Source organism: uncultured Moraxella sp. (assembly GCF_945873075.1).
Classification (GTDB): domain Bacteria; phylum Pseudomonadota; class Gammaproteobacteria; order Pseudomonadales; family Moraxellaceae; genus Moraxella.
Genome location: NZ_CAMCBS010000006.1, coordinates 1 through 14,790, shown reverse-complemented (window position 1 = coordinate 14,790; position 14,790 = coordinate 1). Strand labels below are relative to the sequence as shown.

Annotated in this window: 12 protein-coding genes and 1 tRNA gene; 8 read left to right on the top strand and 5 right to left on the bottom strand. The window is 43.3% G+C overall.

Annotated elements, in window-relative coordinates:
- Positions 1-6: 6 nt before the first annotated feature.
- The 7 genes from Q0N89_RS03180 (at position 7) to rfbC (ending at position 6,288) form a co-directional block, all read left to right on the top strand.
- Positions 7-1,131 (top strand): glycosyltransferase family A protein, encoded by a 1,125-nt coding sequence (locus Q0N89_RS03180; RefSeq protein ID WP_294033349.1) that lies wholly within the window; start codon positions 7-9, stop codon positions 1,129-1,131.
- Positions 1,132-1,248: 117 nt separating this feature from the next.
- Positions 1,249-2,316 carry a dTDP-glucose 4,6-dehydratase gene (gene rfbB, locus Q0N89_RS03175; protein ID WP_294033348.1) on the top strand — a complete coding sequence of 356 codons (1,068 nt, stop codon included), beginning with the start codon at positions 1,249-1,251 and terminating at the stop codon, positions 2,314-2,316.
- Positions 2,317-2,320: 4 nt separating this feature from the next.
- Positions 2,321-3,475, top strand: coding sequence for an AAA family ATPase (locus Q0N89_RS03170; RefSeq protein ID WP_294033347.1), 1,155 nt, complete (start codon positions 2,321-2,323; stop codon positions 3,473-3,475).
- Complete coding sequence (locus Q0N89_RS03165) at positions 3,475-3,930, top strand: type II toxin-antitoxin system VapC family toxin (protein WP_294033346.1); 456 nt, start codon at positions 3,475-3,477, stop codon at positions 3,928-3,930. The genes Q0N89_RS03170 and Q0N89_RS03165 overlap by 1 nt, the downstream gene beginning before the upstream one ends.
- Entirely contained in the window at positions 3,927-4,832 is a 906-nt protein-coding gene (gene rfbD / locus Q0N89_RS03160; protein ID WP_294033345.1) for a dTDP-4-dehydrorhamnose reductase, read from the top strand. Before Q0N89_RS03165 ends, rfbD begins: the two co-directional genes overlap by 4 nt.
- Positions 4,822-5,712, top strand: coding sequence for a glucose-1-phosphate thymidylyltransferase RfbA (gene rfbA, locus Q0N89_RS03155; RefSeq protein WP_294033344.1), 891 nt, complete (start codon positions 4,822-4,824; stop codon positions 5,710-5,712). The genes rfbD and rfbA overlap by 11 nt, the downstream gene beginning before the upstream one ends.
- Positions 5,713-5,721: 9 nt before the next feature.
- Complete coding sequence (rfbC, locus tag Q0N89_RS03150) at positions 5,722-6,288, top strand: dTDP-4-dehydrorhamnose 3,5-epimerase (RefSeq protein ID WP_294033343.1); 567 nt, start codon at positions 5,722-5,724, stop codon at positions 6,286-6,288.
- Between the two features lie 140 nt (positions 6,289-6,428).
- On the opposite strand, the gene Q0N89_RS03145 is transcribed toward rfbC, so the two are convergent.
- The 4 genes from Q0N89_RS03145 to Q0N89_RS03130 form a co-directional block, all read right to left on the bottom strand.
- On the bottom strand, positions 6,429-6,866 hold the full coding sequence (locus tag Q0N89_RS03145; RefSeq protein ID WP_078255036.1) for an HIT domain-containing protein: 438 nt from the start codon (positions 6,864-6,866) through the stop codon (positions 6,429-6,431).
- A 109-nt stretch (positions 6,867-6,975) separates the two neighbouring features.
- On the bottom strand, positions 6,976-10,542 hold the full coding sequence (gene mfd, locus Q0N89_RS03140) for a transcription-repair coupling factor (RefSeq protein ID WP_294033342.1): 3,567 nt from the start codon (positions 10,540-10,542) through the stop codon (positions 6,976-6,978).
- Positions 10,543-10,678: 136 nt separating this feature from the next.
- Positions 10,679-11,941 carry an amidase gene (locus Q0N89_RS03135; protein ID WP_294033341.1) on the bottom strand — a complete coding sequence of 421 codons (1,263 nt, stop codon included), beginning with the start codon at positions 11,939-11,941 and terminating at the stop codon, positions 10,679-10,681.
- An 18-nt stretch (positions 11,942-11,959) separates the two neighbouring features.
- Positions 11,960-12,175 carry a hypothetical protein gene (locus Q0N89_RS03130; RefSeq protein ID WP_294033340.1) on the bottom strand — a complete coding sequence of 72 codons (216 nt, stop codon included), beginning with the start codon at positions 12,173-12,175 and terminating at the stop codon, positions 11,960-11,962.
- 213 nt (positions 12,176-12,388) lie between these two features.
- Between Q0N89_RS03130 and Q0N89_RS03125 the strand changes: the two genes are divergently transcribed.
- Positions 12,389-12,475, top strand: a tRNA-Leu gene (locus tag Q0N89_RS03125).
- Between the two features lie 630 nt (positions 12,476-13,105).
- Here the strand turns inward: Q0N89_RS03125 and Q0N89_RS03120 are convergent.
- Positions 13,106-14,698: a 2-oxo acid dehydrogenase subunit E2 gene (locus Q0N89_RS03120; protein ID WP_294033446.1), complete on the bottom strand. Its 1,593-nt coding sequence runs from the start codon at positions 14,696-14,698 to the stop codon at positions 13,106-13,108.
- Positions 14,699-14,790 lie beyond the last annotated feature (92 nt).

The window sequence follows — 14,790 nt, the reverse complement described above, 5'->3', positions numbered from 1 at the left end:
GGACTAATGACGGTGCTTAATAATCAATTATACCCTATTATCAATGAGCTACAAGACAATCATCAAATAAAAGCCGATGGTTCAGTCGCTATTATCATGCGCACCAAAAATCGTGCTATCTTATTAGCAAGAGCAATTAATAGCGTCTTGGAGCAGAGCTACCAAAATTGGCATTTGTATATAGTCAATGATGGTGGTGATCCAAAAGATGTTGAAGATTTAGTGGATGTTTATTCACATAATCTGCAGCAAAGAATTACCATAATCCACAACCCAACTTCATTAGGCATGGAAGCGGCATCAAACTGCGCCTTTCAAATTGCGCATGAAGAATTTTTAGTTGTGCATGACGATGATGATTCATGGCATCCGGAATTCTTACAAGAAACTGTGCAATTCTTACAGCTAGATAAGTCAGCCGTTGCTGTCATATGCAATTGTCAAGTTGTTCATGAAGAGATCAATAATGATACTGTTAAAGAACTTGCTATATTTGATTGGGGTTACTGGAAAGAATTTGTTGATATCAACACCTTAATTAAAGGCAATATTGCGCCGCCAATCTGCCTACTCATCAGAATGAGAGCTGCAAAACTTATTGGTGGTTTTAATGAAAATCTACCCGTATTGGGAGATTGGGACTATAACTTGAGACTGTTTAGACTTGGCGAAATCAAGACCTTAAATAAAAAATTAGCCTACTATCATCACCGTCCAAATGCAAACGGTACTTACGGTAACCCTGTCATTGCTGGGGTGGACAAGCACCTAAAATATCAAACAGAATATTGTAACGCCATGGTTCGCCAAGCTCTTTTGGATAATCAAGCAAATTTTGGACTTTTACACATATTACTTCAAGATGCTGAAAAAACCAAAAATGAGTTAATTTGGCATATTCACAATACAACCTCTCGAAATCAAAGGGATGATGAGATGTATGAGATGGTTTACTATTTTTACAAAAAAGTAAATCCTATAAGCAAGTTTTTTAGAAAAATCAAAGAAAAAATTCGGGCAACTAGAAAAAAATTTTTAAAGTCTAGAGCTTTTGCTCATTGGGTTAGGGACTCTATTCGGAAATTAAGGAATGGACATTCTCAAAATCTGCTCAACCCTCCCAAATCTTGACTATGTATGATATGTATAATGTTACCAATAATTTAATTGGTAACATTATTCTTTAACCAAGACAACTTACATACTTAAGAATTAATATTGATTTATGATTTTTTTGGAATTTACGCAATGAACATCCTAATCACAGGCGGTGCAGGATTTATCGGTTCAGCTGTTGTTCGCCATATTTTGCAAACGACCGAGCATCATGTGTTAAATGTGGACAAATTGACTTATGCAGGCAATTTAGAATCCTTATTATCTGTGTCTGACAATCCACGCTATCAATTTAGCCAAACAGATATTTGTAATCGTACGGAAATTGAGCGATTGTTTAATGAATTTGCTCCAGATATCATTATGCACTTGGCGGCAGAAAGTCATGTGGACCGTTCGATTACCGGTTCAAGCGAATTTATTCAAACCAATATTATCGGTACTTATACGCTGTTAGAAGTCGCTCGCCATTATTATCATGGGTTAAGTGAGGATAAAAAGGCAACATTCCGTTTCCATCATATTTCAACCGATGAAGTGTATGGCGATTTGGAAGGCACAGACGATTTATTTACTGAAACCACACCTTATGCTCCAAGTTCACCGTATTCCGCCAGTAAAGCCAGTTCTGACCATTTAGTGCGTGCATGGCACCGTACTTATGGCTTGCCTGTGGTAATTACGAATTGCTCAAATAATTACGGGCCTTATCATTTCCCTGAAAAATTAATTCCATTAACTATTTTAAATGCGTTAAATGGCAAGCCTTTACCTGTATATGGCAATGGCTTACAAATCCGTGATTGGCTCTATGTAGAAGACCATGCTCGTGCCTTATTTTTAGTGGCAACAACCGCAAAAGTGGGCGAAACTTACAACATTGGCGGACACAATGAGCAGAAAAATATTGATGTGGTCAAAGCCATTTGTGAATTATTAGAAGAGCTTGCACCAAATAAACCAAAAGGCGTTGTGCATTTTAGAGATTTAATCACTTATGTGAAAGACCGCCCAGGGCATGACTTACGCTATGCCATTGATGCAAGCAAAATTGGGGCGGATTTAGGTTGGACACCACAAGAAACCTTTGCCACAGGCTTGCGTAAAACGGTGCAATGGTATTTGGATAATCAAGAGTGGGTTGAGCACGTTCAAAGCGGTGAATACCAAAACTGGATAAATAAGCAATATCAGGATTAAAACCATGATAGATATTCTCACAAAAAATATAAAATTCTTTGCGGTAAAAGGTGTGGGACAGATTCAATTGGATTTAATCTCACCCCAAAGAGTTTATACTTTTATTGGTGAAAATGGCATAGGTAAAACCAAACTGTTAGAAAGTTTGTTTGCAGTATTGTTACTTGCCAGCGAACATTGGCAACGCCAAAATAATCTATATTTAGACTACCATGGGCTACCTTTTCGTCATCTTGTAATTGATGGTCAAGAATTTTTAAATAACCATCAAGAAGATTATATTCACATTTCCAACAACCCTTTTGTTCAAATAAAACACCATTTACCAGTAGTTTATATTGCTGCTCAACAACGAAGTACGATACAACGCCTGAATCATTATGATAGCATTGCTAGCTTGGGCGATAAACAGCAACGACTACAAAACTATTTGGAGCAGATTAAACAAGCATTTAAAAATGATTCAGATAAGCTAAAAAACTTAAATATGACGAGCAATATTGAGTCATGGTTAATTCAACGAGCTCAATCGTCTAATCGTTTCCAAGCGGATGCAGATAATCGTGAAATTGAAATTATCACTTTATTACGCTTATTGCATGAAATTGATTCACGCATTGATGCTGAGTTTTTGGAAATATCGGGTAATCATCGAGTATTTATTAAGGTTGCCAATCAAAAAACAGAATTATCCGAGTTATCCAGTGGATTTACTTCTATTCTAAAAATTCTACAAGCGATTATTTCAGGCTATAGTTATTATACCAATGAGCAAAATATCGCTCATGTTCGTGGTGTGGTTATCATTGATGAAATAGAAAGTCATTTGCACAATCAATGGCAGGTTAAAATCATTCCACTATTAAAACGGTTATTTGTCAATACAACTTTTATCGTATCAACGCATTCATCATTGGTGATTAGCCAGTTACAACAAGGCGAAGCTTATCGCTTAGAACGCAATATAGAAGATGGTGTCGTATATAGTCGTCCTATTGAATCACCAAATAAAGCCTCTTTTATTGATGTATTAAAAGATGCCTTTGATGTTGATTTAAATAAAATGAAACTTCAAGCCGTACAAGCCGATGAACAACTTATTGCAAAACAAGCTTTATTGGCTCTTGTACAAGCAGAACTGGCAAATATGGAGAAATAATGATGACGACTTATTTGCTAGATACCAATTATTTAATATATTTACTAGATGAAAATGCTGATAAAGAAAAGCGTAAAGCGGTTTTACAAGAGTTTGCAAATTTACTTTCATCAACAGAAAGCAAATTTGTACTTACGCCCTTAATTCGTTATGAAGTATTGCGTGGCATTACATTTGAAGAAAACGAGAAATTTCATCGCTTAATGCAAGCCTTGGCAGAATTTCAAACACTTGATATTACAAATAATGTGTCTGATTTAGCAATTGAACTCTATCGTTTTGATGAATATTCTGCTCGACAAGCTGGACAACATAAAAATTTAGATAAGCGTAAATTTGATATGTTTCATTATGCTACTGCAAAAGTTAATCAATTACCTATTTTGTCCAAAGATGGTGATATTACTCAAATTGATACTTTATATGAGCGGTTACAGGAACAAAAAACATCATGAAAATTTTACTTTTAGGTAAAAACGGTCAAGTCGGTTGGGAACTAGACAGAAGTTTACAACCCTTAGGACAGGTTTATGCCCTAGACCGTCATAGCAATGCTGATGGTTTATGTGGTGATGTGGCGAATTTTGATGCAATAACACACGCATTTCAGCAAATTTGCCCTGATATTGTGGTTAATGGGGCCGCTTATACTGCGGTTGATAAAGCCGAAAGCGATGCTGTGCAAGCAGAGTTAATTAACCATTTGGCTGTAAAACATTTGGCAGAGTTAGCAAAACAACATCAAGCCCTATTGATACATTATTCAACCGATTATGTGTTTGATGGTACAGGCGAAACTGCTTGGACAGAAGAAGATAATACCAACCCTATCAATGTGTATGGGCAAACCAAGCGTCAAGGCGAACTTGCACTTGAACAAAGCGGAGCAAACTTTATCAACCTTCGCACCAGTTGGGTCTATGGCACACATGGCAATAATTTTATCAAAACCATGTTAAAACTGGGAGCAAGCCGTGAAACGCTTGGAATTATTGCCGACCAAATTGGTAGTCCAACAGGGGCAAGTTTGATTGCAGACATTACCGCCCAAATCATTCGTCAATATCAGCTGAACTCTACAAGTATTGAGATGGGGCATTACCATCTTGCACCACAAGGCGAATGTTCATGGTATGACTATGCTAAGTTTATTTTTGATGTGGCTCAAGAAATGGGGGCAGACTTGATGGTGAAACAAATCAATGCCATTGGCACAGCAGATTACCCAACGCCTGCGAAGCGTCCACATAATTCACGACTTAATACCAGCAAATTACAACGCAATTTTTTATTACATTTACCACATTGGCAACAAGGCGTTCGCCAAGTGCTTGGAGAACTGATTCATGATAACTAAAAACCGTAAAGGCATTATCTTGGCAGGCGGGTCAGGCACTCGCCTATACCCAATCACCATGGGAACATCAAAACAATTATTGCCAATTTATGATAAACCGATGATTTATTATCCATTATCGGTGCTGATGTTGGCAGGTATTCAAGAAATTTTGATTATTTCAACGCCTGAAGATTTACCAAATTTTGAAAAACTACTGGGAACAGGTGAAGAGATTGGCTTAAAATTATCCTACAAAGTCCAACCAAGTCCAGATGGCTTAGCAGAGGCCTTTATTTTAGGTGAAGAATTTATTGGCGATGATAATGTTTGCTTAATTTTGGGTGATAATATCTTCTACGGTCAGCATTTTAGCGAACAATTACGCCGTGCATCAGCACAGACAACAGGAGCGACCGTATTTGGCTATTATGTGAATGACCCAGAGCGTTTTGGTGTGGTAGAATTTGATAAAAATGGCAAAGCCTTAAGCATTGAAGAAAAACCTGCCGAGCCAAAATCACATTATGCCGTAACTGGACTTTATTTTTATGACAATGATGTGGTAGAAATCGCCAAAAATATCAAACCTTCGCATCGCGGTGAATTAGAAATCACTGATGTTAATAATGTGTATTTACAAAAAGATACATTAAATGTTGAATTGCTTGGGCGTGGTTTTGCTTGGCTCGATACAGGAACACACGATTCATTACTTGATGCAAGCCGATTTGTACAAACCATTGAACATCGACAGGGCTTAAAAGTAGCATGTTTAGAAGAAATTGCCTATGCGAATGGCTGGATAAATGATGAACAATTATTAGCACGAGCAGAGTTTTTTAAGAAAACAGGCTACGGACAATATTTATTAAAATTGCATAAAGAACACAATGGTTAAGGTGCAAACATGAACGTCATAGAAACCAAAATCCCTGAACTATTGATTTTTGAACCACGTATTTTTGCTGATGAGCGTGGTTGGTTTATGGAAAGTTTTAACCAAAATGTATTTGAAAAAGCACTCAAAGAACGTGGTTTTGATGTACCAACCTTTGTACAAGATAACCATTCTATGTCAGCAAAGGGTGTGTTGCGTGGATTGCATTATCAAATTGCACCTTATGCCCAAGGCAAATTGGTGCGTGTGGTGCAAGGTCGTGCCTTTGATGTCGCAGTAGATATTCGTAAAAACTCGCCAACCTTTGGACAATGGGTCGGTGTGGAATTAAATACCGAAACACATCGCCAATTTTGGATACCAGCAGGCTTTGCTCATGGCTTTGTTGCGTTAGAAGATAATACCCAATTTTTATACAAAACCACAAACTTTTATCATAAAGATAGTGAGCGAAGTATCGTGTGGAATGATGAAACCATTGGCATTGATTGGCAAACGGAAGGTTTGGAGCTGTTGATTAATGAAAAAGACGCAACCGCCCTATCCTTTAATGAAGCCATCAAAGAACTTGGCTAATCTTAATAATCCATAGCCAATGCCTTTAGTCAAAATAAACAAAGCCCTGCGTAGTAATATGCAGGGCTTTGGTAGTATTTAAGGTAGTAGAAAGTTGATTATCAATCTAAAAAAAATGATTATAATCAACAACTTAAGCCTTATACTGACATCTTCCAATCAAATGGCATCTCATGATGACCACGCAGTGCCATCATCAGCGTCTGCTGCATATGGCTTAGCACTTCGGCGGTGTATGGGATGGCAGGACGCCCCCACACAGGATTTGGCCAAGCGACATCATTTTGGTAACGCACGATATGATGAAAATGCAGCTGTGGCACTTGATTGCCTAGGGCGGCGACATTCATCTTGTCAGCACCAAAAATCTTCGCCATCTGGCTAGATACCCAACTTGACTCACGCAAAAACTGCACTTGGTCAGCTTGGCTTAGCTCATAAATCTCTTTGATACCCGATACTCGTGGCACCAAAATCAGCCACGGAAACTGGCAATCATTCATCAGTCGTACCGTCGATAACGGAAAATCACCCACCAAAAAAGTATCCTTGGCAAGAGTCGGATGTAGTTGAAACATAGTTATTCTCAAATTATTATCAAAATCTTGGCAATACGCCCAAAAAACACTGCTATTGTAGCATAAAATTTCATAACTTTGTTATGCATACGCTTGAAATTTTGGCAAATTAGCCCGCTTCGTGCGTGTTTAATTGCCCTTCAAAATACAGTAGCAACTCGCCAAGCTTATCAATACGCATCTGCGTATCCATCGCCGCTTTGGCAGTATAGCGAATCGCCGTCGCCCCTTGCATCCGATAGCCATCACCCGACTGAATCAGCTTGATAATCGCTAATCCATCAACAGGCGTATCAGGACGAAACTCAATGGTGATATGGCGTTCGGTGGCATCCATCTTGGTAATGCCAAGTGCTTTGGCACGGATACGACAGCGATGCACGGCAAATAGATTCTGCGTCGGCACAGGCAATGCCCCAAAGCGGTCAATCATCTCGGTACGAATCTCAATCAGCTCATCCACCGTCTCAAGGCTACTGATACGCTTATAAAATAGCAGTCGCTCATGCACATCACCCAGATAGTCATCAGGAATCAGCGCCGATGCATGAATGTCAATTTCGCTAATCAAATCAAGCGGTGTCGCAAGGCTTGGCGTCTTGCCCTGTTTGATGGCACGGGTCGCACGCTCAAGCATATCCATATACAACCCAAAGCCAATGGTCTGCATATTACCCGATTGCTCCTTGCCCAAAATCTCGCCTGCGCCACGAATCTCAAGGTCTTCGGACGCCAGCATAAAGCCTGCGCCCAGTGTATTGGCTCGAGTGATGGCGTTTAGGCGTTTTTTAGCGTCGCTACTAAGCCCCTTGAGCGATGGCACAAGCAGATAGCAATACGCCTGATGGTGACTACGCCCCACTCGCCCACGCAGCTGGTGCAGCTGTGCGATGCCAAATTTATCAGCACGGTTGATGATGATGGTGTTGGCATTCGGCACATCGATACCGGTTTCGATGATGGTACTCGCCACTAGGATATTGAATTTTTTGTGATAAAAATCACTCATCACCGCCGCCAGCTCTCGCTCATGCATCTGTCCATGTGCCACCGCTACACGAGCTTCGCCGACAAGATTTCTTAGGCTCTCCGCCGCTGCTTCGATACTTGCCACATCATTATGCAGATAATACACCTGCCCACCACGCAAAATCTCACGCAAGATTGCATCGACAATCACTTCATCTGACTTGGGCATCAAAAAAGTCTTAATCGCTAGGCGTCTGGCGGGCGGTGTGGCAATAATGGAAATATCCTGCATCCCTGACAATGCCATATTTAGCGTGCGGGGAATCGGCGTGGCGGTCATCGACAGACTGTCAATCTCGCTTTGCATCGCTTTGATACGCTCTTTGTGACGGACACCAAAGCGGTGCTCTTCATCAATAATCATCAGTCCAAGCTTGGCAAATGTCACATCGTCTTGGAGCATCTTGTGTGTGCCGATGACGATATCAACTTTGCCCGCTGCCAAATCAGTAAGCACTTGTTCATGGTGTTTTTTGTTACCAAAACGAGATAGGCTCTCGATACGGATTGGCCAATCGGCAAAGCGGTTCAAAAAACTGTCTTCATGCTGGCCTGCCAACAGTGTCGTCGGCACGAGCACCGCCACTTGATAGCCTGCTTGCACAGCGATGAATGCCGCACGCATTGCCACTTCGGTCTTGCCAAAGCCTACATCACCACAAATCAAGCGGTCCATCGGCTTGGACTGTTTCATATCATGGATAATGGCGTTGATGGCGGCAGCTTGGTCAATGGTCTCTTCAAAGGCGAACTGACTGGCGAACAGCTCATACTGCGCCATATCCACCTCAAAGCTGATGCCTGCTTTGGCGTTACGCCGTGCTTGTACATTGAGCAATTCGGCGGCGACATCGTGGATTTGCTCAAGTGCCTTAAGCTTGGCTTTTTCCCACTTACCCGAGCCAATCTTGGATAATGCCACTGCTTCAGAGTCCGTACCGCTATAGCGACCGATCAAAGCAAGATTGGTAATCGGTACATAGATACTGGCATCATCGGCGTATTTTAGGTGAATAAACTCTTGCTCGCCTTCACCCACATCAAGTACAATCAGCCCATGATAACGCCCAATCCCATGCTCAAGATGCACGACAAGCGCCCCTTCGGTCAGCTCAGTCACCGACTTGATCAAAAACGCCTGCGACACGCTCGACTGCCGACGACGGCGAGTCTGCAATACCTGCCGCCCAAAAATCTGCGTCTCGCTGATGACACAAAAACCGCCTTCGCCATCCACCCACAGCCAACGCTCAATCGGCGCAACGCTAATGGCAATACTATCTGTGACAAAGTTTGCTTGATTGCTCAAAAATTCATCAAAATCAGCAACGACTTTGGTGGCGATTTTCCCTTTTAATAGCTCAAGGATAATCTCACGGCGACCTGCACTCTCAGCCAGTAGGAGCATCGGCTGCGGTGTCTGCTCGATAAACTCAAGCAGTGCCGACAATGGCTCAGCCGACTGATGATTAATCGGTAGCACAGGCGGCGTGCGTACACTGACGCCATCCATCTGCACTGCACCATCTTGGGTATCAATGATGACTCTAGGGTAGGCTTTGAGCGATTGATGAAATTCATTATTTGGTAAAAATAAATAATCAGGTGGCAAAATTGGCAAATCTTTATCATGCGCTCGTGACTGATAGCGGGTTTGGATTTGTTGCCAATACTGCTCATGGTGCGTACTGATGTCATGATGGCTGACAAGCAGTGCATCGCTTGGCAAGTAGCTAAACAGCGTCCCTGTCGTCATCCATGATTCAATCTCAAAAAACAGCGGCGCATAATACTCAATGCCCGATGGTGCAATGCCTGCCATGACATCAGTGTGTAGGTCAAGCTTGCGTGCACTGGCATTGGGGAATAGGCTAGCGAAGTTTTGGCGAAATTGCTCTCGCCCTTCTTCTAGGGGGAATTCTCGTGCGGGCAATAGGCTAAATTGGCTGACTTTGGCGGTCGATGGTAGCTTGTGAAATACTAAATTATTCAGCCCTGCTTGTGCATCTTTACGCAATTTCTCTAAAGAATCATCGCTTAATGTCCGCTGTGATTCTGGATCAAAAAACCGAATGCTTTCGATTTCATCATCAAATAAATCCAAGCGAAACGGCAACGCCTGCCCCACCGCAAAAATATCGACGATACTACCGCGCACCGCATATTCCCCCGGCTCAAAGACATTGTCGGTGGCGATGTAGCCTGCGGTTGCTAGACGCTGTCTTTGCTCGTCAATATCAAATCGATCACCGACTTGCAGGTCAAAATGTCGCCCAATCAACCAGCTTGGCGGTGCAATGCGCTGCATCAAGGTCTGCGCCGATACCAGTAGCACCCCTGATTTTGGCATATGCGTGAGTAGTGCAATCCGCTCTGACGTGATGTCTTGGTGCACCGAGAGCTGATCGTATGCCAAGATTTCCCAATCGGCGAACACCTGCGCATCCACCCCAAAAAACGCAAGTTCAGTTTCTAACTGATTGAGTTCATTTTGATTAATGGTAATCATCACAATCAGCCGATCTTGGTTTTTGGCGGTCATCGCAAGCCAATACGCCAAATCCGCACCACCCAGCGATGGCAGGGTATGTTTGAAATTGGGCTTGGTTGGGAGTGTTGATTGGCTAAAATTATTTGAAATTGTCATGTAAATTATATAAAAATTCAAAAAAAAACTATCGCTATTTTAGCATAAAATAAACCCAGTCATGGCATTTTGACCCAAATTATCACCAATCCCAAAATCTATCTCAAATGTAGCTCATACAGCACTGAGAATTTTTTTAATAATCAGTCAATGATGATTGTAAACAGTCACCTATCGGCGTCTTGACAAACCACCCTGCCCGCTTCATCTCACCTGCGATGGCAAATAGGGTCTTTTCATCGTTGAGCCGAGCGATGAGCTGCATCCCAATCGGCAAGCCACCACGGCTCATGCCCGCAGGCGCGCTCATCGCAGGCATGCCGGTGATGTTGGCAAGCATGGTAAACGCCATCTTGGACTGGACAGGATGGCTAAGTTTTTCTACGACGCCTGATTTGAGTAGCCATTTACCAAATTTAAAAGGATTGGTTAGACCCATCATAAATTCATCCATCAGCTTTGGCGGTAGCTGCTCATGCGGTACGGCAGGCGTAGGCACGGTCGGGCATAGAATGACATCGTAGTCTTGCAGCAGTTTATCCACTTGATAACGCACGCTGTGCCATCCTTGTTTGGCAGTTAATAAATCCAGCGCCGTCATAGATCTGCCAAACATGGCGAGGTTTAGAGTTTGTGGTTCAAGACCTGCAATCATCGCTTTGCCATGTGTGCGTGCAATCTCATCCACCAAATGCGCCGTATGACAGCCGACCACCACTAAAAAATCCTGCCACAACCTTTCTATATCCACATCAAGCTCAGCTTCTTCGATGATATGCCCCATATCGGCGAGTCGCTTGACGGTCGTATGAAGGCAGTCCATGACATCGTCATCAATCGGTGTATTGGCGACCAAAGGACGCTTGTGCAGTGTGATTTTTGGGCGTTTTGGCGGTGTTTGGCTCGCCTGATAAAAGCTGTCAGACGGCAGAACAAAAGGCGCACCGATTTCTGCACCGCTTAGCACATCGAGCATCATGGCACTGTCACGCACGGTGCGTATGATGGCATGATTTGCCACAGCACCAAGCCAATCTTCGCCCAATAGTGATGAAATGGGATTTCTGCCTCGCGTGGGCTTTAGCCCAAAGACACCGCACCACGCCGCGGGAAAGCGGATAGAGCCGCCGCCATCACCGCTGACTGCCATCGGTACAATGCCACTGGCGACAGCAGCGGCACTACCGCCAGATGAGCCGCCTGTGCTGTAGCCATGCTTAAAGGGATTGTGCGTTGCCCCAAAAGCTTTGGGTTCGGTGGTGATGATTAGGCCAAATTCTGGGGTATTGGTTTTGCCAAAGCAGTTAAGCCCTGCTTGCTTGATGCGTTTGACGATTGTGTTGTCGTGCTTAGGGATCACACACACTGCGACTGCCCATGGATAAAGGCTCGCCTGCATATTCGTACAATAAATCCTTTAACAAAAATGGCACGCCAAAAAACGCTCCTTTGGGCAATGTATCGCACGCCGCCAGTGCCTTCTCATCAAAGCGGTGAAGATGGCATTTGGGGAGGGATTTAAGCGATCAGCATGCTCTATCGCTGCCAATAAGACTTCTTTTGGGCTGATTTGCCCATCATTGATCGGCTTAGCAAGTTCCATGGCGTCGTATTGGCTGTATTCTTTGAACATAAACACTCCTTGTTGGTCGCACCATTATGCTTATCTTAGATGAGTTGTAATGTAAGCGCAACCCCTAACGCATGGATGACACACAAATCGGCACATATTACATAAAGATCAATCCAGTAGTGCTTACATAAAATAAATTTCAAAAAAAACGCTTGACCGCTCAAAATTTTCCTGTATAATACGCACACATAGCCAGTTAGGCTAACCATACATGCCAGTGTGGTGAAATTGGTAGACACGACGGATTCAAAATCCGTTGCCCTTAAAAGCGTGTCGGTTCGAGTCCGACCACTGGTACCATTCAAGAGTCCGAAAGGATTCGAAAATACACGAAAACTCTTGAAGTATATAGCTTTAAGGGTTTTTTGTTGTCCGGTGGATGCCTATACCACCTTGAAATCTGGTATTGATAACAGTATAAATAACAGTACAGCTTATTTTTACACTCTTTTAGATGGCATCTGTACTGTTATGGCTCGCACAACTAAACCTTTAACTGTCACTGAAATCAATAACGCCAGACCTAAATAGAAGTTATATCGGCTTTATGATAAGAATGCACCGCATAGTTTAAGCCAAACCACACTTTTAGCTTGGGCGGCTTATCATCTCAAATGGTGCCGTATTATACATTACAGAACTTAACTATCATAATAATAGCTTAAAATGGTAAAAGTCACCACTTTCTTTATACTTATACACATCATAATAAAAGACTTTTGCCATTTTATGTAAACTTAATTTCAGTACTATCAGCCTGCATTAGACGAAAAAGACCCTAAGAGATTGATTTGTCAAACTTGTTAAACTCATAGATGTATAAAAATACTATTGCAACTTTTTGCATAATAAACTCCAACCTTGATACTCATGTAGTATAACAAAAAAGGCAGCCGAAGCCACCTTTTTGTCGTCTTGACACGATATATCTTACATCAAGATACGGCGTGGATCTGCCAATAGCTTGGCGATATAGCGTGTAAATACTGCCGCATCAGCGCCATTGATGGCGCGATGGTCATAAGACAATGACAGCGGTAGCATTAGGCGTGGCTCAAACTCTTTGCCATTCCAGCGTGGTTGGAAGGTTGATTCTGAGATACCCAAAATTGCCACTTGTGGGAAATTGACCAGTGGCGTGAAGTAAGTACCGCCCATATTGCCTTGACTTGAGATGGTGAAGCTTGCGCCTTGCAGTTCTTTGGCAGACAGCTTCTTATCACGAGCTTTTTTGGCAAGTTCACCAATTTCCACAGCCAGCTGACGGATGCCCTTAGCTTGTGCATCTTTGATGACAGGGACAATCAGACCATCATCCGTTGCGACAGCGATACCCATATTGACCGACTTACGGATAATCATTTGGGTGTTGTCATCAGAGACATGGCTGTTGAATTTTGGATGCTGAGTCAGCGCATATGCCACTGCCTTAACGATAAATGCCAAGATGGTTAGGCTTACGCCCTGCGCTTTAAATTCGCCCTTAAGCTCATTGCGCAAGTTCTCGGTGTCGGTGATGTCCGCTAGGTCAAACTGGGTGACTTGCGGAATCAGCGTGTTCAAGTTCAACTGTGGGATAGAGACTTTTTGTAGTCGAGATAGCTCAACAGTCTCAATCTCACCCCAGATTTCTTTGTTTGACATATCTGGTAGTGGTGGCAAGCCAACTCGTGCCGCAGGAGCTTGTGCACTTGCTGCAGCTGCAGGCTTGGTAGCGCCGCTCATCACGCTCTTGACATAGCCGAATAGGTCTTCTTTTAGGATACGACCATGTGCTGCTGTACCTGTCACAAGGCTAATATCCACACCCATCTCACGAGCCAGCTTACGCACCGCAGGGCCTGCATGAGCATTGCGTGCTTTTTCGTTCACGACAGCTTCAGGCAATTTTTGACTTGGTGCTGCGCTTGCTTGTGGTGCAGCTGCTTTTGGCGCACTGGCTTGTGGCGCTTGTGCAGGTGCGGCAGGTGTAGCAGTCGCCACAGGCGCAGAAGCCTGTGCACCACCTTTGATGGTGATGAACGCTTGACCGTTTGATACGGCATCGCCTTGCTTAACAAGGATAGCTTCTACAACACCATCAACCGGTGCAGGCACTTCCACAGATGCCTTGTCTGATTCCACCAAAATTAATGGTTGATCTTTGGTGACGGTATCGCCAACCTTGACCATCACATCAGCAACTTCAGCACTGTCCACGCCCAGATCGGGCAGGTTGTGCGTTTGGCTTGATGCTGGTGCTGATGCAACTGGTGCAGCTGCTTGTGCAGGCTGTTCAGCTGTTGCTAGTACAGGTGCTTGTGCAGACTGTTCTGCTTGTGCAGGGGCAGCCGGTGCAGTGTCAACAGATGCACCACCTTTGATGGTGATGAATGCTTGACCGTTTGATACGGCATCGCCTTGTTTGACAAGGATAGCTTCTACAACACCATCAACCGGTGCAGGTACTTCCACAGATGCTTTGTCTGATTCAACTAGAATCAACGGCTGATCTTTGGTCACAGTATCACCAACTTTCACCATTACATCAGCGACTTCAGCACTGTCCACACCTAGATCAGGCAGGTTGTGCGTTTGGCTTGATGCTGGTGCTGATGCAACTGGTGCAGCTGCTT